18 protein-coding genes are annotated in these 26,147 nt (G+C 47.0%); 16 read left to right on the top strand and 2 right to left on the bottom strand.

Translation table 11 applies throughout. The features are described 5' to 3' along the window. Positions 1–108: 108 nt before the first annotated feature. From purM to ACUTVW_RS17575, 12 genes are all read left to right on the top strand, one after another. Positions 109–1,149, top strand: coding sequence for a phosphoribosylformylglycinamidine cyclo-ligase (gene purM, locus ACUTVW_RS17520; protein WP_445646974.1), 1,041 nt, complete (start codon positions 109–111; stop codon positions 1,147–1,149). Next, on the top strand, positions 1,149–1,766 hold the full coding sequence (purN, locus tag ACUTVW_RS17525) for a phosphoribosylglycinamide formyltransferase (RefSeq protein WP_445646975.1): 618 nt from the start codon (positions 1,149–1,151) through the stop codon (positions 1,764–1,766). Before purM ends, purN begins: the two co-directional genes overlap by 1 nt. Positions 1,767–2,101: 335 nt before the next feature. Beyond that, a complete protein-coding gene (purH, locus tag ACUTVW_RS17530) occupies positions 2,102–3,649 on the top strand; it encodes a bifunctional phosphoribosylaminoimidazolecarboxamide formyltransferase/IMP cyclohydrolase (protein WP_445646976.1) in 1,548 nt (515 codons plus the stop codon). A gap of 206 nt (positions 3,650–3,855) precedes the next feature. After that, a complete protein-coding gene (purD, locus tag ACUTVW_RS17535) occupies positions 3,856–5,121 on the top strand; it encodes a phosphoribosylamine--glycine ligase (protein ID WP_445646977.1) in 1,266 nt (421 codons plus the stop codon). An 858-nt stretch (positions 5,122–5,979) separates the two neighbouring features. Next, positions 5,980–7,317 carry a hemolysin family protein gene (locus ACUTVW_RS17540; RefSeq protein ID WP_445646978.1) on the top strand — a complete coding sequence of 446 codons (1,338 nt, stop codon included), beginning with the start codon at positions 5,980–5,982 and terminating at the stop codon, positions 7,315–7,317. A gap of 76 nt (positions 7,318–7,393) precedes the next feature. Further along, positions 7,394–8,476, top strand: coding sequence for a hemolysin family protein (locus tag ACUTVW_RS17545; protein ID WP_445646979.1), 1,083 nt, complete (start codon positions 7,394–7,396; stop codon positions 8,474–8,476). 296 nt (positions 8,477–8,772) lie between these two features. Further along, positions 8,773–9,723: a ring-cleaving dioxygenase gene (locus tag ACUTVW_RS17550; protein ID WP_445646980.1), complete on the top strand. Its 951-nt coding sequence runs from the start codon at positions 8,773–8,775 to the stop codon at positions 9,721–9,723. A gap of 11 nt (positions 9,724–9,734) precedes the next feature. Continuing rightward, complete coding sequence (locus tag ACUTVW_RS17555) at positions 9,735–10,340, top strand: alpha/beta hydrolase (protein ID WP_445647084.1); 606 nt, start codon at positions 9,735–9,737, stop codon at positions 10,338–10,340. Positions 10,341–10,608: 268 nt separating this feature from the next. Next, a complete protein-coding gene (locus ACUTVW_RS17560; protein WP_445646981.1) occupies positions 10,609–12,909 on the top strand; it encodes a beta-glucosidase in 2,301 nt (766 codons plus the stop codon). A 253-nt stretch (positions 12,910–13,162) separates the two neighbouring features. Next, entirely contained in the window at positions 13,163–14,029 is an 867-nt protein-coding gene (locus tag ACUTVW_RS17565) for an alpha/beta fold hydrolase (protein WP_445646982.1), read from the top strand. Positions 14,030–14,310: 281 nt separating this feature from the next. After that, positions 14,311–15,543 (top strand): threonine ammonia-lyase IlvA, encoded by a 1,233-nt coding sequence (ilvA, locus tag ACUTVW_RS17570; RefSeq protein WP_445647085.1) that lies wholly within the window; start codon positions 14,311–14,313, stop codon positions 15,541–15,543. A 205-nt stretch (positions 15,544–15,748) separates the two neighbouring features. Continuing rightward, positions 15,749–16,351 carry a GNAT family N-acetyltransferase gene (locus ACUTVW_RS17575; protein ID WP_445646983.1) on the top strand — a complete coding sequence of 201 codons (603 nt, stop codon included), beginning with the start codon at positions 15,749–15,751 and terminating at the stop codon, positions 16,349–16,351. Positions 16,352–17,463: 1,112 nt separating this feature from the next. Here the strand turns inward: ACUTVW_RS17575 and ACUTVW_RS17580 are convergent. Further along, the gene (locus ACUTVW_RS17580) at positions 17,464–18,429 is read right to left on the bottom strand and encodes a hypothetical protein (protein WP_445646984.1); all 966 of its coding nucleotides are present in this window, start codon (positions 18,427–18,429) and stop codon (positions 17,464–17,466) included. A gap of 359 nt (positions 18,430–18,788) precedes the next feature. On the opposite strand from ACUTVW_RS17580, the gene ACUTVW_RS17585 reads away from it, so the two are divergent. Further along, positions 18,789–22,007 carry a stalk domain-containing protein gene (locus ACUTVW_RS17585; RefSeq protein ID WP_445646985.1) on the top strand — a complete coding sequence of 1,073 codons (3,219 nt, stop codon included), beginning with the start codon at positions 18,789–18,791 and terminating at the stop codon, positions 22,005–22,007. Positions 22,008–22,245: 238 nt separating this feature from the next. Here ACUTVW_RS17585 and ACUTVW_RS17590 read toward each other — a convergent pair whose 3' ends face one another. Further along, positions 22,246–23,124 carry a hypothetical protein gene (locus tag ACUTVW_RS17590; protein ID WP_445646986.1) on the bottom strand — a complete coding sequence of 293 codons (879 nt, stop codon included), beginning with the start codon at positions 23,122–23,124 and terminating at the stop codon, positions 22,246–22,248. Between the two features lie 417 nt (positions 23,125–23,541). Between ACUTVW_RS17590 and ACUTVW_RS17595 the strand changes: the two genes are divergently transcribed. From ACUTVW_RS17595 to ACUTVW_RS17605, 3 genes are all read left to right on the top strand, one after another. Then, on the top strand, positions 23,542–23,775 hold the full coding sequence (locus ACUTVW_RS17595) for a hypothetical protein (protein ID WP_445646987.1): 234 nt from the start codon (positions 23,542–23,544) through the stop codon (positions 23,773–23,775). A gap of 500 nt (positions 23,776–24,275) precedes the next feature. Then, complete coding sequence (locus ACUTVW_RS17600) at positions 24,276–25,106, top strand: alpha/beta hydrolase (RefSeq protein WP_445646988.1); 831 nt, start codon at positions 24,276–24,278, stop codon at positions 25,104–25,106. Positions 25,107–25,219: 113 nt separating this feature from the next. Continuing rightward, positions 25,220–26,005, top strand: coding sequence for a DODA-type extradiol aromatic ring-opening family dioxygenase (locus tag ACUTVW_RS17605; RefSeq protein ID WP_445646989.1), 786 nt, complete (start codon positions 25,220–25,222; stop codon positions 26,003–26,005). Positions 26,006–26,147: the final 142 nt, after the last annotated feature.

Raw genomic sequence — 26,147 nt, forward strand, 5'->3', positions numbered from 1 at the left:
CAAAAAAATCTGGGGATAACCGCTACTCTCCAGGTTATTCTGTCATCGGAGTGTACGGTGTAAATATTTTAAACTCGATTTATACAAGATACGAAGGGTGTGAGGGTTGTGTCCGAAGCATACAAAAAGGCCGGCGTCGATATCGCGGCAGGGAATGAAGCGGTTGAACGGATGAAGAAACACGTAAAGCGTACCTTCCGTCCGGAAGTGATGACCGAACTGGGTGGATTCGGTGCCCTGTTCGGATTGAACAAGGACAAATATGACGAGCCAGTTCTGGTTTCCGGTACAGATGGCGTGGGAACCAAGCTGAAAATCGCATTTGCCATGGATCGTCATGACACGATTGGTATCGACGCAGTGGCGATGTGTGTCAACGATATCGTTGTTCAAGGAGCAGAGCCGCTTTTCTTCTTGGACTACCTCGCTTGCGATAAGGTCATCCCTGAGAAGATTGAAGCCATCGTTGCGGGTATCGCGGAAGGCTGTCACCAGTCCGGCTGTGCACTTATCGGCGGTGAAACGGCTGAGATGCCGGGTATGTACAGTGAAGGTGAGTATGATATCGCAGGTTTCACCGTAGGTATTGTGGACAAAGCAAAGATCATCAACGGCACCACCATCGCACCTGGAGATACGGTAATCGGCCTCGCTTCCAGCGGTGTGCACAGCAATGGATTCTCTCTGGTTCGCAGATTGCTGCTTGAAGAAGCTGGCCTGGATCTGCACTCCGAAGTGACGGAGCTAGGTGGCAAACTGGGCGATGCTTTGCTTGAGCCGACGAAAATTTATGTAAAACCGCTGTTGTCCTTGCTAGAAAGTGTCAACGTAAAAGGAATGGCACATATCACAGGCGGTGGATTTATTGAAAATATCCCACGTATGCTGCCAAGCAGCGTGAATGTAGATATCGATTATGGCTCATGGCCAATTCTTCCGATCTTCAATCTGTTACAGCAAAAAGGTGATGTATCGAACCGCGATATGTTCACGACGTTTAACATGGGTATCGGGCTTGTGTTGGTTGTGAACGAAGCAGATGCAGCCAAAGCGCTGGAACAGTTGAAAGCTTCCGGTGAAGAAGCTTACATCATTGGCCGTGTAACTGAAGGAGATGCGCGAGTAACCTTCACGGGAGCGGATGTTTAATGACGAACTACCGTATTGCTGTATTTGCCTCAGGGACAGGAAGTAACTTTCAGTCTTTGGTAGATGCAGCACGGAATGGCGCGTTGGGTGCCTCGGTGGAACTGCTCGTCTGTGATAAACCTGCTGCACGTGTTGTGCAGCGAGCGCAGGATGCAGGGGTAGACTGCCATCTGTTTACGCCCAAAGCGTATGATTCGCGTGAAGCATACGAGGCAGAGATTATCGAAGTGCTGGAAGCCAAACAGATTGATCTGGTTGTGCTGGCGGGTTATATGAGACTGCTGACCTCCGTGATGGTGGAGCGTTACGCGGGTCGACTGATCAACATTCATCCATCGCTACTCCCGGCATTTGCTGGCAAGGATGCGATTGGACAAGCACTCGATTATGGTGTGAAAGTGACAGGGGTAACCGTTCATTTTGTTGACGGTGGAATGGATACCGGGCCCATTATTGCCCAGCATCCTGTGCCAGTTCAGCCAGCAGATACAGCGGAAACGATTAGTAAAGCCATTCATGCAGCCGAAAAACAGTTATACCCTGAAGTGGTGTCTTGGTTCGCGCAAGGCTTGGTTCAATTAAACGGACGCCACGTCACCGTTAACAAACCGGTTTGATATAAGTTGAAATTTTTTCCGCACATGAACGGAGAGAACAGAAATAAGCTGGAGAAGCGGAGCGTTCGCCTGAAAGCTTTCTGAAAGAAAGCTGCATCGGAAGCATAAGCTTATTACTTGATTTTTACCATTACAAAATTGTTTGAAAAATCCAGGAATAACAGCGATCAAAAGATTATTCTGTTCTCGTAGTGGCTCAGTGTGGGAATCGTTTATCAACTTATATAACAGAAGTCGAAAATTGGTACGCATTTTGTGATATTTCTCGGGAAATAAATCGGCTGTGTTTCGTCAGGAAACGCGAAGCTTATGGGATAATAAAGGAGGAGCATATTGTGAGTATCAAAAGAGCGCTGGTCAGCGTATCGGATAAAACAGGCATCGTGGATTTTTGCCGCGAGCTGTCGCAAATGGGTGTGGAGATTATTTCGACAGGAGGTACAAGCAGCCTGCTGTCGAAGGAAGGCGTACCTGTCATCGGAATTTCGGACGTAACCGGATTCCCGGAAATTATGGACGGACGTGTCAAAACATTGCATCCGGCAGTTCACAGCGGTTTGCTCGCTGTTCGTGATAACGAAGAGCATACACGCCAAATGCAGGAGCTTGGTCTGGGTTATATCGATCTGGTCGTTGTAAACCTGTATCCTTTCCAGGAAACCATCGCTAAACCGGATGTAGCCTATGAAGATGCGATTGAGAACATCGATATCGGTGGACCAACGATGCTACGTTCTGCGGCTAAAAATCATGCGTTTGTTAGCGTTGTTGTTGATGCGGCCGACTACAGCCAAGTGCTGGAGGAAGTTCGTAGCAGCGGAGATACAACGCTGGAAACACGCAAACGGCTTGCGGCAAAAGTGTTCCGTCATACGGCGGCTTACGATGCACTTATCTCCGACTACCTGTCTAACGTTAATGGCGATCCATTACCAGAGCGTCTGACCGTTACTTACGAAAAGCTCCAGGATCTACGCTACGGCGAAAATCCACACCAACAGGCGGCATTCTACCGCAAACCGCTGGCTGCACAGGATACATTGACTACAGCCGAGCAATTGCACGGTAAAGAGCTGTCCTACAATAATATCAACGATGCTAACGCAGCATTGCAGATCGTCAAAGAGTTCGAAGAGCCAGCTGTCGTTGCCGTGAAACATATGAACCCTTGCGGTGTGGGTATTGGCGAGAGCATCTATGAAGCTTACAGTAAAGCTTATGCTGCTGACCCAACATCGATTTTCGGTGGCATTGTGGCAGCGAACCGTATTATCGACAGCGATACGGCGAACAAGCTGAGTGAGATTTTCCTGGAAATCGTACTCGCTCCTGATTTTACCCAAGAAGCACTGGATATCCTGACGAAAAAGAAAAACATTCGTTTGCTCAAAACGGGTGAGCTGAATGCAGCTCGCAACCGTGAAAGCCAATTCGTGGTAACATCGATTGACGGCGGTATGATCGTGCAACAATCAGATGTACACTCCATTGAAGCGAGTGAGCTTAACGTGGTTACCGATCGTGCACCTTCCGAAGAAGAAATGAAACAGTTATTGTTTGGCTGGAAAGTCGTTAAGCATGTGAAGTCCAACGCGATTGTACTTGCTGCGAACGACATGACGGTAGGTGTAGGTGCAGGACAAATGAACCGTGTCGGCGCCGCCAAAATTGCAATTGAGCAAGCTGGCGAGCAGGCCAAAGGTGCTATTCTCGCTTCGGATGCATTCTTCCCGATGGGGGATACACTTGAGTTGGCAGCAAAAGCTGGCATCACGGCAGTCATTCAGCCAGGCGGCTCGATCAAAGACGAAGAGTCTATCAAAGTAGCCAATGAATACGGCATCGCCATGGTATTCACAGGCGTACGTCATTTTAAACATTAGGATAAGTGATAAGTATGTTGGAGAGTTATAGAACGAACGGAAGCATTTAAAAGTACTCTCTCGTCAAAAAGTGGCAAGTGTTATAAAGGGGTGTCACCTGTCATGCTGATGACGTATGGGGCACTCCTTTTTTCAGGAAATAGATCAATAAATATTTTAAAAGTATGAACATCACAATCCAGTAAAGCGTGGAGGGAAACAGACGAATGGATATTTTGGTAGTCGGCGGCGGCGGCCGCGAACATGCAATCATCTGGGCGCTGGCGAAGAGTCCAAAGGCAGGTAAAATTCATTGCGCACCAGGGAATGCGGGCATTGCGCAGCTGGCAGCGTGTCACCCGATTGCGGTACATGAATTTGACAAACTCAAAGCACTGGCAGTTGAACTAAAAGTAGACCTCGTCGTTATTGGACCGGATGATCCGCTCGCAGACGGCATTGTGGACGCATTTGACTCGACAGGTATCCCGGTCTTCGGCCCACGTCGTAATGCAGCGGAAATCGAAGGCAGTAAAACGTTCATGAAAGACCTGCTGCACAAATACAATATTCCTACGGCTGCGTATGAGAAGTTTGATAACTACGAGCAGGCTCAGGCATATCTGGACGAGCAAGCGATCCCGGTTGTCATTAAAGCGGACGGACTCGCTGCAGGTAAAGGGGTCACCGTGGCATACTCCCGTGAAGAGGCCAATCAGGCACTTCAAAGCATCATGGTCGATAAGGTGTTTGGTGAAGCTGGGGCCAAAGTGATTATCGAAGAATTCCTCGCCGGACAGGAAATGTCGATTCTGGCCTTTGTTGACGGTGAGACGGTTCGTCCGATGGCTGCCGCGCAGGATCACAAACCTGTGTTCGACAATGATCAGGGACCTAATACGGGCGGCATGGGTACATATTCTCCTCTTCCACATATTCCGGCCTCCATTATTGAAGAAGCGGTCGAAACCATCATCAAACCAACAGCTAAGGCGATGGTAGCCGAAGGCCGTCCATTCCGTGGAGTATTGTTTGCAGGTTTGATGATCTCCCCGGATGGCAAACCCAAAACGATTGAGTTCAACGCACGCTTTGGAGATCCAGAGACCCAAGTCGTGCTGCCACGTCTAAAAACGGACCTGCTCGATATTTTCTGGGCAACCGTTCACGGAAAGCTGGCTGACCTGGAGATTGAATGGAGCGAGGAAGCTGCGGTATGTGTCGTGCTTGCTTCAGGCGGATATCCCGGCCCTTATGCCAAAGGTGTTGTAATTGAGGGACTGGATCAAGCCCGAGAGGCTGTTGTGTTCCATGCGGGAACAGCGCGTAATGAAGCTGGAGACTGGGTGACAAACGGCGGACGTATTCTCGGTGTTGTAGGCCTGGGCGCAGACATTGCAGAAGCAAGAACCAAAGCCTATGCACAAGCAGAGTTCATTCGATTTGAAGGCAAACATCAACGTACCGACATTGCAGCCAAAGCTTTGGTGTAAACAAGCAAGGTGAGGCATTCAAGCAATAAGTTGGTTAGCTTAAGCAAAGTATAGTGAAGTTGAATTCCAATCAACTTTGTTGAATGGATCAGGAACAGAGCAAGTTTTGCGCTAATTAAACCAGTCCGTAGGATAGAGTGCCGAAAGGTAATTGCATCCTGCGGGCTTTTTGCTGCGTATTACCGATATCATGTGTAAAAATGAGATAGCTAATACCCTTCACACACCTGCGCGAACAAAGCGTTTAGCCACTATGCCGGCAGGTATATAGCTGTTTACTGCCTATGTGGAACGGGTAGTATTTTAGTAAACTGCACTATTCTATAACAAGACCATAAGAACTCCATTTCTTAGGTACAGGATCACGCTGGTTAAAATGCCAGACGATAACATACATATAGACTATTCTGTGAACAATAGAATGTAAGCTTGGTCCAAACCATAACGTGCTGCTGGATGGTTCGGATCAAAACATGATATAATCTTCGGAAACAGGAATCGATACGTTGGGAGGTGGATATCTATTGGGTAGGCGATATTGTAAATTGTCCAAATGGCGAATCTAGGTGGAGTTAATCAAGGAACAATGGACAGCATGAGGGGTAACCCGTTTTGATTGAAGTCGTTTCTACACGTCATGGACGTCATTGACTTCATCTTGGATTCCTGTTTTAGATTTACAAGGTCATTGTGTGATTATACAGAATGGATCAGGAACTGATTTTTATATACGTTTTTATATTTTAATTGCTTTTGGCAACTTACATTAATCAGCGCATGAAAGGTTAACAGTATGAACGTTAACGTATCACGCTGTAACTATCTTTGGAGGTGAATCCCTGACTATCGGGGAAGTCTTTGGACATAATTACCATATTAAATATCGCATTACTTATCATCTTGATTGTACTAACCGCATTTTTCGTTGCGTCGGAGTTTGCTGTTGTAAAGATTCGTACATCAAGGGTGGATCAACTGGTTGCCGAAGGCAATAAAAAGGCAGTGCTCGCCAAAAAGGTCGTCTCGGATCTGGATTATTATCTGTCCGCCTGTCAGTTGGGTATTACGGTCACGGCTCTGGGACTCGGGGCATTGGGTAAACCAACGGTGGAGAGATTGTTATATCCGGTGTTCAGCTATTTTGATGTACCTGCCTCTGCCTCGGCGATTGCTTCCTATGCGATAGCTTTTATTCTCGTTACGTTTTTGCATGTCGTTGTTGGTGAGATGGCACCCAAAACGTTGGCGATTCAGTTTTCGGAAAAACTGACGTTGTTACTCTCGCCACCGCTGTACTGGTTTGGTAAAGTCATGTACCCGTTTATCTGGGCGCTCAATGGTGCATCGCGTGTAATCCTGCGTGGATTCGGTGTGAAGCCTGCCGGACATGATCAAGCCTATTCCGAGGACGAGATTAAAATTATTATGAACCAGAGCTATGAAGGCGATGAGAGCAACAAGACCAAGCTTTCGTATCTGGAAAATGTTTTTGTGTTCGATGAACGTGATGCCAAAGACATCATGGTTCCGCGTACAGAACTGGTTACACTGAATCAGGATATGACCTATGACGATATTATTCCTATATTGGATGAGCATAACTACTCCAGATATCCCGTCATCGAGGATGGAGACAAAGACCGCATTATTGGTGTTGTGAATGTGAAGAAGATATTGCCGGACATGGTTGCGACCCGGGCACATCAATTGAGTGAATTTGTGCGTGAGATTCCATTTGTGTCGGAAGTCACTTCCATTCAAGATGCGATGATCAAAATGCAGCAGGAACGTGTTCATATGGCTGTCGTCGTGGATGAGTACGGCGGTACCTCGGGAATCATTACGATGGAGGATATCCTCGAAGAGCTGGTTGGCGAAATCCGGGATGAGTTCGATGCTGATGAAGTGGCGGACATTCAGGAAACCGGGGAAAACCAATATCTGATCAACGGACGTGTGCTTCTGGATGAACTGGAGCGCCAATTCGGGATTGTATTCGAGGGTAATGAAGAGATGGATACCGTTGCCGGATGGATTCAGTACCAGAAGGGTGTCGGCGTGGAAAAAGGGGATACGGTTGAACACGGCGACTATGTCTGGACGGTTGTGGATGCCGAGAACTATCACATCAAGCAGGTGCTGCTTGAGCGTGTAAACGGTATTGAGGTTCAAGAAGCTGCAAGCGATCTGGCTTAATTGTTGGAAGAAGAACGTTGCTCTGATGTATATTTCAAAACTTAATGGAGGTGAATCCCTCATCTGAGGGAAATCATTGGACGGAATAATAGCCTTGAATTTATTTTTAGTAGCTGTATTTATCGGTTTGACCGCGTTTTTCGTAGGAGCCGAGTTTGCTATTCTGAAAGTGCGGATGTCCCGTATTGATCAATTGATCTCGGAAGGCAACAAAAAAGCAGTGATCGCCAAAAAAGTGGCACATAATCTGGATTATTATCTGTCTGCCTGTCAACTGGGTATTACAATTACAGCACTCGTACTAGGTGCTTTGGGTGAACCGACGGTAGAGAAGATGTTGCATCCGTTATTTCAGAGTCTGGAAGTGCCTGCTGCACTGTCCACCGTGCTCTCTTACGCGATTGCATTGGCATTTATCACCTTCCTTCATGTCGTAATCGGCGAGCTTGCACCCAAAACACTTGCCATTCAGTTTGCTGAGCGAATGACGTTGTTGCTTGCACCACCGCTCTACTGGTTCGGTAAAATTATGAATCCGTTCATTTATGCGCTGAACGGTGCAGCACGTTTATTGCTTAGCATTTTCGGTATCAAACCGGCCGGGCATGATACGGTTCACTCCGAAGAGGAATTAAAGCTGATTATGGCGCAAAGTTATGAGAGTGGCGAGATTAACCAGACGGAGCTGGATTATCTCAAAAACATTTTTGCCTTTGACGAGCGTTTGCTTCAGGAGATTATGATTCCCCGAAATAAAATCGTTACGCTGAATAAAGAAATGCCATTGGATCAGATTATTGACGTGTTGAACCAGCATGAGTACACGAGGTATCCTGTGATTGCCAATGGGGATGCGAACGATTTTGTCGGGTTTATTAATACCAAGCAAACGTTAACGAGTGTGGCTGCGGGCAAAACGTTTAGTATGAACACCTCTGTGTATCCAATGCCGAGCTTCTCGGAGCGTTCACCGATCAAAGATGTTCTCGTGCAGATGCAGCATAGCCGTGTGCATATCGCTTCCGTCAAAGACGAAGCTGGCGCAACGATCGGAATGGTGACGATGGAGGATATTCTCGAAGAGATTGTTGGGGATATCAAGGATGAATACGAGCATAAGGATCTGGTAAATCCACCGAAGAAATTAAAATTGGTGTAAAAATCAGAACCAGAAGCGGGCCTAGCTCGAAATCGTTCATTTGTATTTATATGAAAACAGGTATCCGTACTTCAGTGCGGATACCTGTTTTTTATGTGAAAAGCAGTTCAGCGTGTTACTTCTAGACTTGAACATCGAATTAGTTAGAGTTTACCGCAGTAATATCTTAATTTTAAAATAAATACTTGCATAATGCTTATAGATGGATTAATATGAATTTAAAGAATCTTAAATTAAAGATAAAACAAAAAAAGATAAGATACGAACCATAAACCAAAACCAAGGGAGTGGAGATTATGTTCAGAACTTCAGGCATTCACCACATTACGGCTTTTGTTGACGATGCTCAGAAAAATGTAGATTTTTACGCAGGTGTGCTCGGACTTAGACTGGTGAAAAAAACGATCAACTTTGACGCACCGGATGTGTATCACTTGTACTACGGCAATGAGCAAGGTGCGCCGGGTACGATCATTACGTTTTTCCCGCAGCAAAATTCAAGAAGAGGTGTGATCGGCTCAGGTCAGACCGGAGTTACCGTCTATGCGGTACCCGTGGGCAGCCTGTCGTTCTGGAAAGAACGTCTTGCTTCCTTCGATATTCCATATGAAAATAAAACGAGATTCGGTGAACGCTATATTCGTTTCTTCGATAAAGGGGGATTGCTCCTTGAACTGGTTGAGCGGGAAGGCGGCGAGCCAAGCCAGTGGACATTTAACGGGGTAACACCGGAGCATGCAATCAAAGGATTTGGCGGTGCGGTGCTCTACAGTCATGTGCCTGAGAAAACGATGGACGTGCTTGTCAGCAAGCTTGGTCTGGAACAGGTCGGCGAAGAGAATGGTCTGATCCGTCTGCGTGCAAACGGTGACCTGGGACAGATCATTGATATTCAATCCACTGGCATTCAGCGTGGTATTGGCGGTGCAGGAACAGTCCATCATATTGCATGGCGCGCCAAAGATTACACCGAGCATGAACAGATTCAGCAGGAACTGGATCAAACCGGATATCATCCAACGCCTGTGATTGACCGTCAATACTTCAACGCGGTATATTTCCGTGAACCGGGCGGCATCCTGTTTGAGATTGCGACAGACCCTCCAGGTTTTGCGCGGGATGAGCCGCAAGAGACGATGGGTGAGAAATTGATGTTGCCAGAGTGGTACGAACCACAGCGTGAGCAGATTGAACAATTGCTGCCACCGATTCAAGTACGTGAATGGAAAGGGGAGTCTAAATCATGAGTACAGCCACCATGAAACATATCTATAAAGCAGGTGCGCAGCCAGATGCGCCAACATTACTATTGCTCCATGGAACTGGAGGCACAGAGAATGATCTGATTGGACTTGCAGAGATGATTGCTCCGGGTGCAGCGATTCTAGGAGTACGGGGGAACGTATCCGAGAATGGCATGCCACGTTTCTTCCGCCGCCTTGCGGAAGGTGTATTTGACGAAGAGGATCTGATTGCACGGACGGCGGAGCTGGGTGCTTTTATCGATGCGGCTGCGGTGGAATATGGATTTGATCGTTCAAACGTTTATGCACTGGGATACTCCAATGGTGCCAATATTGCGGCGAGTTTGATGTTCCATCAGGCAGGTGTATTCAAGGGAGCAATCCTGCACCATCCGATGGTGCCGCTGCGCGGACTGACACTACCTGATATGAAAGGACTGCCGGTCTTTATCGGTGCAGGGGAGAATGATCCAATTGTGCCAAGACGTGAAACGGAGGAACTGGCTACGCTGCTGAGCGGAGCAGGTGCCGATGTGCATATGCATTGGGAACGTCAGGGCCATCAACTGACACGTACCGAAGCGGAAGCTGCAGCAGCATGGTATACATCACAGGCGTAATACAGGTACGGTACTTGGATGTATTGCATTACGAGATCGAGCACATATCGAATCGACATCTATAAGAAGTTCGCAGGCAGCCTGATCGGTGAGATCGGGCTGTTTTTTCATTTTTATAATCTATATAGGATACTCGCAGGAAAAAATGAAGGGATCTGTTATGTAAACGTCACGAACAGGGTAAGGATTTGAAATGGTGAGAGTTCACGCGGTATGCTTGTTATATTGCTTCGACACTATACGGATATCATGAACTGGAGGGGTTAATGTGGAACGTAACATCAAAGATTTGGTACAGCAGATGACACTGGAAGAAAAAGCAGGAATGTGCTCAGGGCTCGACTTTTGGCATCTAAAAGGGGTGGAGCGTCTCGGCATTCCATCCATCATGGTGACGGATGGCCCTCACGGATTGCGTAAACAGGATAGCAGCGCAGATCATTTGGGGCTGACCGCAAGTGTACCTGCAACCTGTTTCCCGTCAGCCGCAGGGCTGGCGAGTTCGTGGGATACCGAGCTGGCGCGCCAGGTTGGTGTGGCATTGGGTGAAGAATGTCAGGCCGAAGATGTGGCGGTATTGCTTGGACCGGGTGTTAATATTAAACGTTCTCCTTTGGGCGGAAGGAATTTTGAATACTTTTCCGAAGATCCGCTGTTATCGACTCAGATGGCTACCGCCCATATTCAGGGTGTGCAGAGCCAGGGCGTGGGAACGTCGCTCAAACACTTTGCAGTGAATAACCAGGAAGAGCGGCGGATGTCGATTGATGCAGTGGTGGACGAACGGACATTGCGCGAGATTTATCTGGCCAGCTTCGAAGGCGCGGTGAAGGACGCACAGCCATGGACGGTGATGTGTTCCTATAATAAAGTGAACGGCACGTATGCGGGTGAAAATGAGTGGTTGCTGACTGACATTTTGAAGGATGAATGGGGCCATGAAGGACTGGTTGTCTCGGACTGGGGCGCTGTGAATGAGCGGGCCGATGCACTTGCCGCTGGACTGGAGCTGGAGATGCCGGCAAGCGGTGGTATTGGGGAACGTAAGGTGATGGATGCTGTAGAGAGTGGTAAGCTGTCAATGGACAAGCTGGATCTTGCGGTGGAGCGTTTGCTTACGCTGATTTTCAAAGCGGTCGATCATAAGAAAGAAGGAGCTTCATACGATAAAACCGAGCACCACCAGCTTGCACGTAAAGTGGCATCCGAGAGTATGGTTTTGTTGAAAAATGAAGCCGGGCTTCTTCCACTAAAGCGTGAAGGCAGCGTTGCCATCGTAGGTGCCTTTGCACGTAAACCTCGCTTCCAGGGAGGGGGGAGTTCCCACATTAATCCGACCAAGGTCGATGATATTGTGGACGAGATGACTCAGGTGGCAGGCGATGGAGTGACCATCTCGTATGCGCCAGGGTACCGGATTGAAGCGGACGATGTGGATGATACGCTGATGCAGGAGGCCATTCAGGCCGCGCAAGCAGCAGATGCCGCTGTGGTATTTGTGGGGTTGCCGGATCGTTATGAATCCGAAGGGTATGACCGTGCCCATCTGCGTCTGCCGGACAATCACATCCGACTGATCGAAGAGGTGGCGAAGGTGCAGTCCCGTGTGGTGGTTGTGTTAAGCAACGGTTCTCCAGTGGAGATGGCTTGGTTGCCGCAGGTTCAAGCAGTGCTTGAAGCTTATCTTGGCGGACAGGCTGTAGGGGGCGCAATCGCCGATCTGCTCTTCGGTGAGGTGAACCCGTCTGGTAAACTGGCGGAGACATTCCCGGCCAAGCTCAGTCATAATCCGTCCTATCTGAACTTCCCTGGCGAGGCGGATCGAGTGGATTACCGCGAGGGTATCTTTGTTGGTTACCGCTATTATGATAAAAAAGAACTGGAGCCGCTGTTCCCGTTTGGATACGGCCTCAGTTATACCACGTTTGAGTACAGCGATTTGCAGGTGGACCGGACAACGCTAACCGACCTGGACGAGGTGCAGGTACAAGTACGCGTCACCAATACCGGGGAGCGTGCGGGGAAAGAGATCGTACAGCTGTACGTTAGTGATGTGGAGAGTACGGTGATTCGTCCGGATCGGGAACTGAAAGGTTTTGCGAAGGTAGCACTGGCAGCCGGGGAGTCCCAAATGGTTCATTTCACCCTGAATAAACGTTCGTTCGCGTATTACAACGTGGATATGAAAGACTGGCATGTTGAGACTGGCGAGTTCGAGATTCAGGTGGGCAGCTCTTCGCGTGATATTCGTGTGCAGACTCGGGTGAGTGTCGAATCCACGGCTACATTTATTCCTACGTACACACGTAACAGTACACTTGGCGATATTCAGCGCGATCCGGAGAATAAAAAGCTGATTGAGCAGGCTTTGAAGCAATTCCAAGAAGTGAGCGGTTTCGGCGGCGGTGACGATTCTGGTGATAATGACCATGCGGATATGATGAATGCGATGATGAAATATATGCCGCTGCGTGCCCTTGTGGCCTTTAGTGGTGGCGCCATGACCGAGGATACGATGAATCAGTTACTCGATCAGATGAACAATAAGAATCACGGCATTCGCGGATAAGAAAATGCAGGTATATGCTGATAGATCATTAATGGGAATGGAATTGGATATGCGCTAGGAAAAGGACGCGAGGTCGTAGTTTTATATTGTACGTTCAGCCGTTGCATGGCTGAGAAGGAGACCCGATCCGATAATGGATCGGGTGTTCTTTTTTTACAAGTAAAAAGGTATAATTAGTAATTGATAATCATTTTCATTTAGGGTCAATGATGACAGACGGAACGTGGCGACCAGTGGAGAGGAAAGGTGAAGCATGAGTCATGACGGTGGATTACATACGTTAGGTTCAAGTGCATATATTCAGACCCGGGATGGCCGCAAGCTGCATTACATGTCGAAGGGCACGGGGGAAGTGACTGTGGTTTTTGAGTCGGGCATGGGTGTCTCCAGATCTACATGGGGACTGGTTGTACCGGCAATTGCGGAACATGCGCGCACTGTTGTGTACGACAGGGCAGGAGCAGGGCGAAGTGATGTCGATTCTTCTCCGCGTACCCTGACCCGAATTGCGGAAGACCTGAATGAGCTGCTGGTGGCGCTCGGGAAGGGGCCGTTTATTCTGGTGGGGCATAGCTGGGGAGGGCCAATTGTACGGACAGTGGCTGCTACTAATCTGTCACGTCTGCGGGGGATCATTCTTATTGATCCGTCGGATGAGCATTGTGGGTTATATTTTTCTCGCATGGCGAAGGTTGGTTTTGCGGTTAATGGTGCACTTATTCCGGCTCTGGCTCGCGTGGGGCTATATCGTTTCCTTGGCATAAAGGATTTTCTTAGTCAGCCTGCTGACGTTGTAGCGGATCACCGCCGGGAGGATTTTACGGTACAAACCGCTCAGACAATGGCTGCGGAGGGAAAGAACTTTTTACGAGATTTGAAGCTGTTACAAGAGCAGCCCCCGAAGCTGGGGGATCTGGAAGTGAGCATTATTTCGGGCACCTTAGCAGGCAAGGGAGAACGTAAAATCAGGCCTGTAGTGGTTGAAGCTCATCGTCAGACGGTGAGCCAATTGTCCAATGCAAGGTGGGTGGAGGCAGCACATTCGGGGCATATGGTGATGTTTACAGATCCTAAGGTCATTACAGGTGAGATTTTGCGAATGCTAAGTAATATGGAGTAAGGCTAGGATTTAGGAAAAAGGGATAAGAGATTAAGAATTAAGAATTAAGCGATGAGGGATAAGGGACAAGTTGTAAGATTTAAGTCTTCGTGGGCAGCAGCAGACGGTTTCTCTTCGCATCAGGCGCAGGGACAGAGTAAAAGTGATACAATAAAAAGAAAAAGCAATGTATGACATTGCTAGAACATATAAGCGGAGTGTGGAGACAGATGAAACCAGAGAATCAAGAAACAACAGGAACGGGAGCCGGAAACGAAGGTTCCAGACATGCCAGTGTGGGCATGGAAGATATCGTACGCGCACATCATGTGCTGCGTGAAGTGATTGTGAGAACGCCGTTACAGCGTGATGCTGTATTGTCGGCCAAATATAACTGTAACGTGTATCTGAAACGGGAAGACCTTCAAGTGGTGCGTTCGTTCAAAATTCGCGGGGCCTACAACATGATACGCAGTCTGACTCCTGCAGAAATGGAGAAAGGCATCGTCTGCGCCAGCGCAGGCAATCACGCACAGGGTGTAGCTTTTAGCTGTAACGCACTGGGCATTCACGGGAAAATCTTTATGCCAAGCACAACGCCGAATCAGAAAGTGAAGCAAGTGCGGCGCTTTGGCGGCGACAACGTAGAGGTTGTTCTGATCGGTGATACGTATGATGATGCGTATGCTGAGGCGATGCGTGCATGTGACGAACAGGGGATGACCTTTATCCATCCGTTTGATCAACCCAAGATTATTGCGGGTAACGGCACGGTTGCGATGGAGATCATGGAAAGCCTTGATGAGAATGCGGACTATGTATTTGTCACAATTGGCGGCGGTGGTTTGGCGGCTGGAGTAGGAACCTACATGAAAACGGTGAGTCCTGAAACACAAATCATCGGCGTTGAGCCGCTTGGGGCAGCTTCCATGAGTGAAGCAATGTTCCGCAAACAAGTGGTTACGCTGGATGATATCGATAAATTTGTGGATGGGGCAGCGGTGAAACGGGTCGGCGATTTGACTTATGACATCTGTAGCAACATCCTGAATGACATTGTGAAGGTGCCGGAAGGCAAAGCCTGCACAACGATTTTGGAGTTATATAACGAAAATGCCATCGTTGTTGAGCCTGCGGGCTCGCTGGCAGTAGCTGCACTGGAGCAATACCGGGAACAGATCGCAGGCAAGACGGTGGTCTGTGTCATCAGCGGTGGTAACAATGATATTGACCGGATGCAGGAGATCAAAGAGCGTTCCCTGATCTACGAAGGTCTGAAATATTATTTCATGGTGAATTTCCCGCAGCGTGCAGGGGCTCTACGTGAGTTCCTGGAGGAAGTGCTCGGTCCGAATGACGATATCGCCAGATTTGAGTATACGAAAAAACATGACAAGGAAAATGGCCCTGCCCTGGTTGGCATCGAGCTCATGTACAAAGAAGACTACCAGCCGCTCATCGAACGCATGAACCGCAAAGGCATTGCCTACACGGAGCTGAACAAAAACCTGAATCTGTTCAACATGTTAATCTGATTAAAAGTTAATTGTATGAATGATTCAATTCGAATTGGATAAGTGATAAAGATCCACAGGTACAGATATAAGGGGAACCTGGGAACAGGGCTAGAGACAGGCAGAAGCAGAGTTAGAAACAGAGACACGAACAGAGCTAGAGACAGTCATTGAGACAGGCATTTTAGATAAAGATAGGGATGTTGAGAGGGGCGTCTTTTTACAAGTGAAATCAGTTATAGGATCGGATCAACAGAAATCAGTGCCTCAGCTCCGACCAGCTCGGAAGGAAGATGTGGATCAGATCATCCCGCTGTTGGTGCAGGCGATTGGGGATATTGCCTATGCGCTTGCAGGTGAGAGTGATCATGAGCAGGCGATGCACATTTTACGAGAGTTCATTACACAGGAGAATAACCGGATCAGTTATCAGAATATCACCGTGATGGAGCTGGATGGGCAGATTGCCGGAATGCTGGTGGCGTATGCTGGTGATGATGTAGAGCGACTGGATCAGCCGCTTCTCAATCGTTCCGGACGTGATGAGGATGAGAAATATGCTCTGGTAAAAGAAACCCGTCCGGGAGAGTATTATCTCGATACTCTTTCGGTAAGTGAAGTTTATCAGGGGCAGGGGATCGGCCGTGCACTGATGGCTGCATTTGAGCAGCAGGGAAGAGAACTCGGGCACACGCAGGTTGCCCTGATCGTGGAGCAGGATAATAACCGTGCCATGCAGCTCTATGAACGGCAAGGCTACGTTCAGGATGAAGTGATCCTCATCGGTGGACATGAGTATTATCATATGGTTAAACGAATTGAATCTTAGTGATGATTCGAGGGGGATGGGACGTGGTTAGTTACACGGATACTGTCTTAGCAGTATGAAAAAGACGAAGCAACGCCCAGGAGGGAAGTTGACTTCGTCTTTTTGGTGTCATGTAGTGACAGATAAAGCGATTATAATCGAACGAACCACGATTAGTAGAAATACGGTCAAAGGCTGATAGCAGATTGAATGACTTACGCAATGGAAGCTAGCGTGTAGCCTTCACTTACGCGTGCGTAACTGTGATAGACACTAGCTGATTACCCTGCCAAGAAGCAGTGTATTTCGTGCAGGTTGCCCTATTTTTTTTTTGGTAACCTCGCCTGGTAAGAAACCATAAGGAGCAACGAGTCGCCCCATCAAGGTCACAACGAACCCCAAGTAACCACGATCATACACCAGAGGTGTTGCCCGAGCCTCAAGTAACCATGATCATACACCAGAAAGTGCCGCCCGGAACCCCGAGTAACCACGTCATACACCAGAAAGTGCCGCCCGGAACCCCGAGTAACCACGTCATACACCAGAAAGTGTCGCCAGAGCCCCGAGTAACCAAGTCATATACCAGAAAGTGTTGCCTGAGCCCCGAGTAACCACGTCATATACCAGAAAGTGCCGCCCAAACCCCAAGTAACCACGTCATACACGAGAAAGTGTCGCCCGAACCCCAAGTAACCTTAGCCGTGAATCGGCTAACGATCACAGATGACGCTATTTGGTCGATTTCAGCCCTTTTCTAATTCTAACAATCAGGAGAAGCGTTATTTCACCATTTCGAGCGAAAAATCATTGATTTTTGCTCATTTTAGATGAAATAGCGTCTCTGGTGATCTAAATTGGCCAAATAAGGTTTCTGGTGATCGTTAGAAATATATCGTGCACTCGTACACGCATCGCGTAATCTCCATTACACACCTACACATCTACACACCCTGAACAATTTTAAACTCAACTGGGCGATTAGCTTGCTGTGGAGGCCTACTTATTGTCATTTAGCCGACTCATCGCATCGATTTCTATAAATTCATTCCTGTACAGATGCCGTCTTCCGATCTCTTGTTCCTATCTTCCGATCTCATGTCCCGAAATGGAGTGTTCACACATAATTGCCTCTACTGATTTGAATATTCATTTCTGGATACGTTCTGATCCAGCCAATTTTCCACCGCTTCTGTTTTTTCAAACTTGGATTCAGTGACAACATCCATGAATTCATTCAGTTTTTTCAAAAAGGCACTGTCCCCGGAAGAGTTCCGCTGTAAGACAGCTTTGTAACCTTTTTGCGCATTTGCAGCCATAATGTTGGTATCGTAATCGAACAGAGGTGTATTATCCAAACCGTAAAAGGTGTATAGAGTATATTCGTTCATCAGCATCTGTACCCGCTGTTTACGATTGGATTTAGGATAATCATTCAGGAATTGTTCCTGATTCAGAGCACGATTCAGCATGTCCTGATATCCGATCATCAGGCCTCCATCCTCAGTTGAAATGTTACTCGTTTCGACAGCCATGATTCGGATGTACTGTTTAATATCCTTATTTACATAAGAAGTATATTTTTCAAAGGCGGCATAATTCATGATCGGATAGAGTGAACCCTCGATCGTAACCAGACGATAACCACTGTCTCTGGCCTGCTGCAGCAGTGAGCGAAGACTTGTGTCCTTGGTGCGGGACATCAGCTGGGTGAAGCTGTCATTCCACTTGTATAATTTTTGCATCTGATCCTGAACATTTGGCACAAGCATGCGATCCGTTATGGCGGTTAGCGCCTTGAAGCGGGCATTTTCCAGCTGAAGAACCATCAATGTTGCATGATAAGGGGTAACTTGGCTAATCTTGGACTCCAGATAGCGGTCTGCCGCAGGAAGGCCATCTTTTTTGTATAACATGTTCTGGAATGATTTGTAGATCGCGGCCGAACTGGCCGAAGTTACTTTGCTGTCCGCAGCAGGGGCAGCAGAAGCAATGCCAGCGACTGGGGCAACTGCTGTTTGCATCAGCATAGCAATCGCCGTGGCGGTAAGCAGCGTGCGAATGCCTTTATTTTTGAAAGAATACATAGATGATGTCATAGATATAAACCTCCTGTAGTTCTATGTTATTAGATGAAGACGAAGTAGACGAAATAAAGGTTGCCTATTAAAAATAGAATGGATAAATAGCATGTATATCATGTTCGGTTAACGATTACTTAAAGATTATAGCAATTGCCGCAGGAAGTGGTTGCGGAATGGTGACAAATTCTTCTGTTATTTTTAACCTTTACAGGGTAGATGAATGGCTAATTTTTCTGCGAAAATAATTTTGGGAAACCGGAAACTTTTTCACAAACCGGAACGTCTTAGTTGTGCATAGGAAAATACAGGAATTACTGAATCGCATAGCTAATCTATAAGAGTGGAACTAATTATGGAAGAATGGGGATAGAGTTATGAGGAAAGCGGGAGGCAAACAAGTTAAAAAGGTGATGTCAGCATTGGCCGTATCGGCCATGCTTATGTCTGCACTGCCAACGTCTGTGATGGATGCGGCTGCAAGAATCAGCATTTATATTAATGGTACAGAGATACCGTCTGTTCAAGCCCCTGTGATGAAGGCTGGACGTGTGCTAGTTCCGCTTCGGTCGATTTTTGAAGGACTTGATGCAGAAGTGAAGTACAACAATAGAACGAAAACCATTACAGCAACCCGTGGGGATCAAGAGGTTTCACTAACACTTGGTTCCAAGGCTGCATATATCAATGGTCAACTGAATGTATTGGATGTTCCTGCGACGACGATCAAGGGTAACACCATGGTGCCGATTCGTTTTGTGAGCGAAGCCTTCGGGGAAAAAATATACTGGAACTCACGTAGTCAGCGTGTCGATGTTCAAACCACATATACACCGGAAACGCCGATTGACGATACGCAGTTTTCCGCGTGGAATATCTACGGATCAGTATCTGGCAGCAACGGAGATGGACGTGACCTGACGGTAAGCTTCACACGTGCAACGTCAGAAAGAACAGTATCCGCTTACCGAGTAATGCTGGTGAAAAGTCGGGATACAAACAGTTTTAAAGAATCGGTTGCTTCGGCAGTGTCTCCGGCAAACTACACTTCCATTACACCAAACGGCACGAATCCAAAGTTGACCCTAAACGCTCAGACACGTGACGTCAACGGTGATTTGCTGAATAGTAATGAAACATACCGTCTTTATGTACTGACCGTGGGTAACAGCAATAATAACTACCAAAACACATTAGGCTGGTCTTCACAGGCTCTGAAGCTGAACCAGGTGAAACCTTCCGTTCAGGCTGTAACGGGTCTGCGTATTGCCGATGTGAGCGATTATGGCGATGGAAGAGATCTGGAGATTAATTTCACACAGCCGAGCACGAATTCAAATATTACGTATTACCGTGCATTGGTTGTAAAAGCGAAGGACGCATCCACATTTAATCAAAATGTTGCAAATAAGGTATCTACCACAAATTCCACGATCATTTACAAAGGAAACTCTGCTACAATCAAAAGCCAGCTGACCTCTTCATCACGGGATACGTCGGGTGAGTTGATCAAGAGTGGAACGGCATATGTTGTGTACATTATGTCCGTTAGTGCGAATACAACAACAGATAGCAAGCTGTCCGCGGCTTCATCTTCACTGACCTTGGCTGTGAACACAGCAGCAGCTCCGGTTATTACTCAAGTGAGAGATATCTCGGATTATGGAGATGGACGTGACATTCAGGTAAGTTTTAATCGCTCATCGGATGAGTCGAAGGTAGCGAACTATCGTGTGTTTGTTGTGCGTAACTCGGTAGCCAGCAGCTTTAACTTGAACACTGCCAGCAATCTGTCTTCAAGCTTGTACTACACCGTCAATAAAACAGGCAATAACCTTACGGTGACACTGCCTTCAAACATGCGGGATACCAGTGGTTACAACATTACGAACCTGCAGGATTATCGAATCTATGTCATGGCAGCAGGCAATCAGCAGAATAACTACACCCATGCGTTGTCGGCTTCTTCCAGTGTGCTGAGACTGACTTCGAATAATATTGCAGGTGTGGCATCGAATTTGTCTGTTACAGATGTTGCGGACAACGGGAATGGGTCAGATCTTCGCGTGTCGTTTAACAGAGCAACTAACGAATCCACTGTTTCCCACTATCGCGTGTTCGTTGTACCTGCCAATAACGTAGGAAGCTTCAATCTGAATGCTGCGAATGCATCGAACAATTACACGCAGGTAAATAAAACGGGTGGTAATTTGTCTGTAACACTCTCGAGCAATGCAGTCGATACAAATGGGTATAGAATTGCGAACTACAACGCTTATCGTGTATTTGTCCTGTCCGTGAATAGCAACGGGAACTGGAGCCAAAACGCATTGTCTTCATATTCGGCCCAAATTACGCTGACACCGAATACAACGGTTACTGCACCTACGAAAGTAAGTGCAACTGATGTGGCGGATAACGGGAATGGCAAAGATCTACAAGTGACCTTTAATAGACCCTCGAATGAGGCTAATATAAATTATTATCGTGTATTCGTGGTTAAGTCCGCCAATACAGGAAGGTTCAACCTGGAAGAAGCAAATCGCAATCCTTATTACAAGAGTGTGAATAAAGCTGGTGGTAGTGGAGATTATAACTTCAACCTAGAAAATGTTAAAACTACAGATGGCGCAGATATTACGAATGATCAGAGTTATCGTATATTTGTTCTTGCTATCAGTAACAGTAGCAGCACTCCGAATGTACTATCATCAGCATATGCAGATATCAGCTTATCAGTAACTTCTACCGTGTCAGCAGTTAAGTTTGGCGATATTGTTGTTAAAAAAGCAGATCAAGCTGCAGGTAATGCGACTGATGTAACTGTGAATTTTAGTAAACCTGATTCGGCGCAAGGTATCAAGCGTTACATGTTAATGGTTGTACCGGCTGCAACTCCATTTGATCTTAATACGGCTAAAGCGACGATTAGAGAAAATAATGCAGTTGAGGTAACTTCAAGCCCTGCAGTACTGCCTTCCACTTTGAAAGACAGCAATGGCATTGAAATTAAAGATGGAGTGTCATATAAAATAGTCATCTTGTCCGAGTCTGATAGCAAAAGAGAATCAAATATAGCGACATCTACTAATTTTACGATTAATGCAAAAAACCAAGCACCAACACCTGTTGATAAGGCGACGATAACAAGTGCAACGCCTACAACTGATTCAGTTACCGTGAACTTTTCCAATTTAACCGAAACAGGGATCGCTAAATATGAAATTTACATTGTTAAGAATGATTCTACCAATCCACCCTTGAAAGCTATACAAACGGTGAATGTAGGCAGCACACAGCCAATAAAAGTAGAATTTGGAAGTGGTGGTACAGATTCTAACAATGTAGCTTTTGCAGCTGGGCCGTATAAAATTTGGGTGGTATCTGTTCCTGTCGAATCAACAAAAAACACAACGAATAAATCAGAGGATTTTATCTTCTCTATTCCAGCAGCCGTTTCAAATTCTGACCAAGGAACAGGTGGATCAGGAACTTCGGCATCTGGTACGGATTCCGGAGCAAGTGCTTCTGGTGGAAGTAAAAGTCAGACTTCTGGCGGTAGTGAGTCATCATCTTCTGGTACACAAACTCCGTAAGTGTAAGGAGAATACAGGTGTGCCAAGTTTATTGTTCTAAATAGTAATAGCTTTAACCTCAACTCCCTTTCCACCCCGGAAAGGGAGTTTTTTAATGTATCCGGAAACGCCAGGCAAAAGCAGTAAACTGGGCAATCAGCTCCAACTGGAGCAGAGTCTGCACTTGTATAACGATTAGAGAACCCATCTTCATACAATAAAAAAAGAGACCAACGGTCTCTTAGTGTGTATCCTTTGATTATACCTGCCTTTTCTGCCCAAAGAGAGGCCGGATTAGAGCAAGTCCTGCAATACCAATGACGGCACTCACCCATGGTGCTAGGTAAAACACAGGAAGTTTATCCCGGAGTGGGTAACCGACGAAGAGAACAAGCACAACAATAACGATGTAAATGGCAACGCCCCGAACATTAACTTTAGGCAGGAGGTTTTTGTCCTCTCCCTGATCGTCTGGACGCTCTGCTAATCGGCGCAGCATCTCCACGAGTGCAATTCCACCTACAGCGGCAATGATGAGAGAGAACAGGCTGATATGTTCGAAAGCTTCCGTATCCCCGTCGGTTAAGCCGAAGAACAAACCTGCACACCCCTGAATAAATAACACAACGGATATCGCTGCCCAGGCAATCATAACGTACCATTTGGGTGTTCGTTTCACGGGTTCGGTGGGTTCTGAAGGATCAGCAGCTTGAGCTGTGTTAGCTTTAATACTTTTGTTAAAATTCCCCGAAGAATTGGTATGTGATTTCGGAGTGTTTTGCTTTTCTTCGGGACGGTTTCTTTTGCTGGTGTTTGCCGCAATAGTATCGGTTTTCATTGCTATGTCTGCTTCTGATTGCTTATCTTTATCTGTATCACTTATTCCAAGTTGAACGTAAATATCCTGTTCAAGATCAGAGCTGTACAGTTCGCGAACTGATTTGTTATCCTTTTGTGCTTGTACAATGGCTTTTCCTGCAGCAAGAATCCATTCTTCCTGTGCTCTTTCGTCTGCCGGAGCCTGCCGTGCGATGGTGCTAATCTGGTTATAGAATTGCACGTTATCTGGTGTCATACGACTCATCTCTGTGATTTGCCGATTTTGTATTTCTTTCAGCTTTTTATAGGAAATCCCCAATGCTTGCTCCCCCCTGTCTTCACACGTTCTGATCTTCCATTCTCCGAAGACCCTGACGGTATTTTAGTATACGGGAAGGGCTCTCGTTTCGCAAAGTCATTCCTTATAAAATAACTGCTTGTGGTTCACCCATAGTCCGATGCAGGCCAGCACAACACAGGTGCATAGGAGCACCAGCTTTCCATGATGCTGAATCCATCCAAGTAGATGTGCCATGAGTACATTCCTTTCGGTAACAGGCTTACGGGACAGGCATGCCTGTGATTTTGGGTTTATTTTCCCCTGCGCATGGCTGAATATACCTGGCTTGATCCGAAGAAGCAACAATTCTGTGAACCATGAATAAAGGGCTGCCTAATCCATCACAATAGTAGCATTTCCAAACCGAAATGAATGATGGATAGGAGAGTGGTTAGCATGGATAAACAATCAGATCTGACACGTAAGATGCTGCTCAATAGTAATTCCCGTGGTGTCGTGGATGAGGTGGTTCCGTTGGAAGAGGCTGGGGAGGATACGGAATTTGGCGAAGAACTGAACGATGACAATTGGCAGGGCAAAAGTTTTTGGGACAACGAGGAAGCAGGTCAGCAGCATGAGTGGAACGGACGAATCGAGACGCATGCGATGTTCCGCAGGAGCTATGAGTAGGATCGTAAGGAGCAACATAGCAGACATGCACATGGAATGAATATAGGAACTGAACTGAAATGTGACAGAACTTGTGGGGCTTGGCTGAATACAGTCAGGCTCTTTTTTTACAGGAAAATGGGGTCAAAACAGAACAGCTCTGGACGAAATAATTGTATCGTTTCTCGCGTTGACTTGCGGGTGTGGGGATGATAATATACTAATATCTTCTTAATACTCACTAAACTTATCGGATTAAACAAAATTAACGTGAAAGTTGAATATATAACGAGGAACTGCAATATAATTTGAACTCTTCTTTTACACTCTAACGGAGAGGACAGAAAAAACCTGAAAAAGCGAAGCGTTCGCCTTTATCACCGGATTTTCCCCTTTGGACAAAGGAAACAAAAAATCTGGGGATAACAGCGATTGTAAGGTTATTCTGTCATCGGAGTGGGCCGTGTAAAAACTTTAGTTCAACTTATATATCAAGGTCACCATGGAAAGGGGAAATCGGTATGGAACGTCAGATCAGCATCCGTCACGGAGAAGAGGAGTTAACCGCGACGATTCACTATCCGGTTGTAAAAGATATCAAAGAGGAGACACGTCAGCAACGTGTTCCTTTGGCTGTAATCTGCCACGGCTTCGTAGGAAGCCGAATTGGAGTGGATCGCTTGTTTGTGAAGACAGCCCGTGAACTCGCGGAAGACGGATATCTGGTGCTGCGTTTCGATTACATCGGCTGCGGAGAGAGTAGCGGTGAATACGGAGCAGAAGGGCTGGAGTCTATGGTACTGCAGACTCGTTCTGTGCTGGATTATGCTGTGAACTGCAGCGATGTAGACCCTACCCATGTGACTTTGATAGGACATAGCTTGGGCGGAGCAGTTGCACTGCTGACTGCTGTACGGGACAAACGGGTTAAAAACCTCGTGATGTGGTCGGCTGTGGGTTATCCGTTTAACGATATTGTGAAGATTACGGGCCGTGACGTGTATGATGACGGTGTAAAAGCAGGAGCTGCCGATTATCTCGGTTACAGATTCACTCCCAAATTCTTCAACTCTCTGGCAGAGCATCAGCCATTCCAGGAAGCGGTGAAGTTCAGCGGCGATGTGCTGGTTGTGCACGGTACTTCGGACGAGGTCATCCCTGTAGATTATGCGTTTCTGTATCAGAAGGTCTTCTGGATGCGTCAGGAAGGACGTTGCGACAAGGAGATTATTTTCCAGGGCAATCACACCTTCTCATCCGGTAAAGAGCGTGAACAACTGATCACACGTACGAGAGAATGGCTCGGGGAGCGTCAGAAGATCGAAGAGAACTGGCAACATTGGATGATCTAAGCGATAAGTCAAAAGTCATCAGTCAAAAGTAACGGGTATTAACTTGGAAAAGCGCCTTCTTCGGGGTAAAATAGAGATGTAAGCATCCTATCCGTGTCTGGAGGTTGGCAGCAATGACATTACCCGCACTATTCATTGCGCATGGTTCTCCCAGTCTGGCGTTGGAGAGCAGTGACTACACTCAATTTTTGAACGAGCTTGGAGACAGGCTGCCGGCTCCAAAGGCCATCGTTGTATTCACCGCACACTGGGATTGTCCCGAGCCTTCGGTGACGATGGATGAATCCCATCAGACCCTGCATGATTTTTACGGATACCCTTCAGCGTTGTATAACATACAATACCCCGCAGCAGGTCAGGCCGATATTGCAGATGAGATCTGTGCGTTATTCTCGCGTAGCAACTTGCCACATCGACCTGTCCATGGGCGGGGGCTGGATCATGGCGTATGGGTGCCGCTGCTGCATATGTACCCTGAAGCGAACATCCCGGTTATTGCCGTATCGGTGGATTCACTGCGTTCTCCGCAAGAACAATATGATATTGGACGTATGCTGGAGCAGCTCAGACATGATAATGTGCTCATGATCGGTAGTGGGGGAACGGTGCATAATCTGAGAATGCTGGCACAGGATGACGAGCCCCAGGATTGGGCCGTAGAGTTCGATGACTGGCTCGCTGAGCGTCTGCAACAGTGGCATACCAGAGAATTGTTTCTGTATGAAAAAAAAGCTCCTCATGCTCGGACGGCAGTTCCGTCCTATGGTATGGAACATCTGGCACCATTGTTCTACGCGATGGGCACAGCGGATATGTCTCGCACAGCGAAGCGCTTGTTTCAATCGTATGCTTGCGGCACATTAAGTTTGAATTGCTGGCAGTTTGGTGGCGACATATAACTTGGAGCAGATAAGAACAGATACGTCTGATTCAGATGGCGCAAGTCATTCATGGTCAAATGAAATGAAGAATACAGTAATATGATTTTAAATAAGCAAAAAGGTTCCTGCGGTCAGCTGGCTGACTGCGTGGAACCTTTTT

The organism is Paenibacillus sp. TSA_86.1, assembly GCF_052691815.1.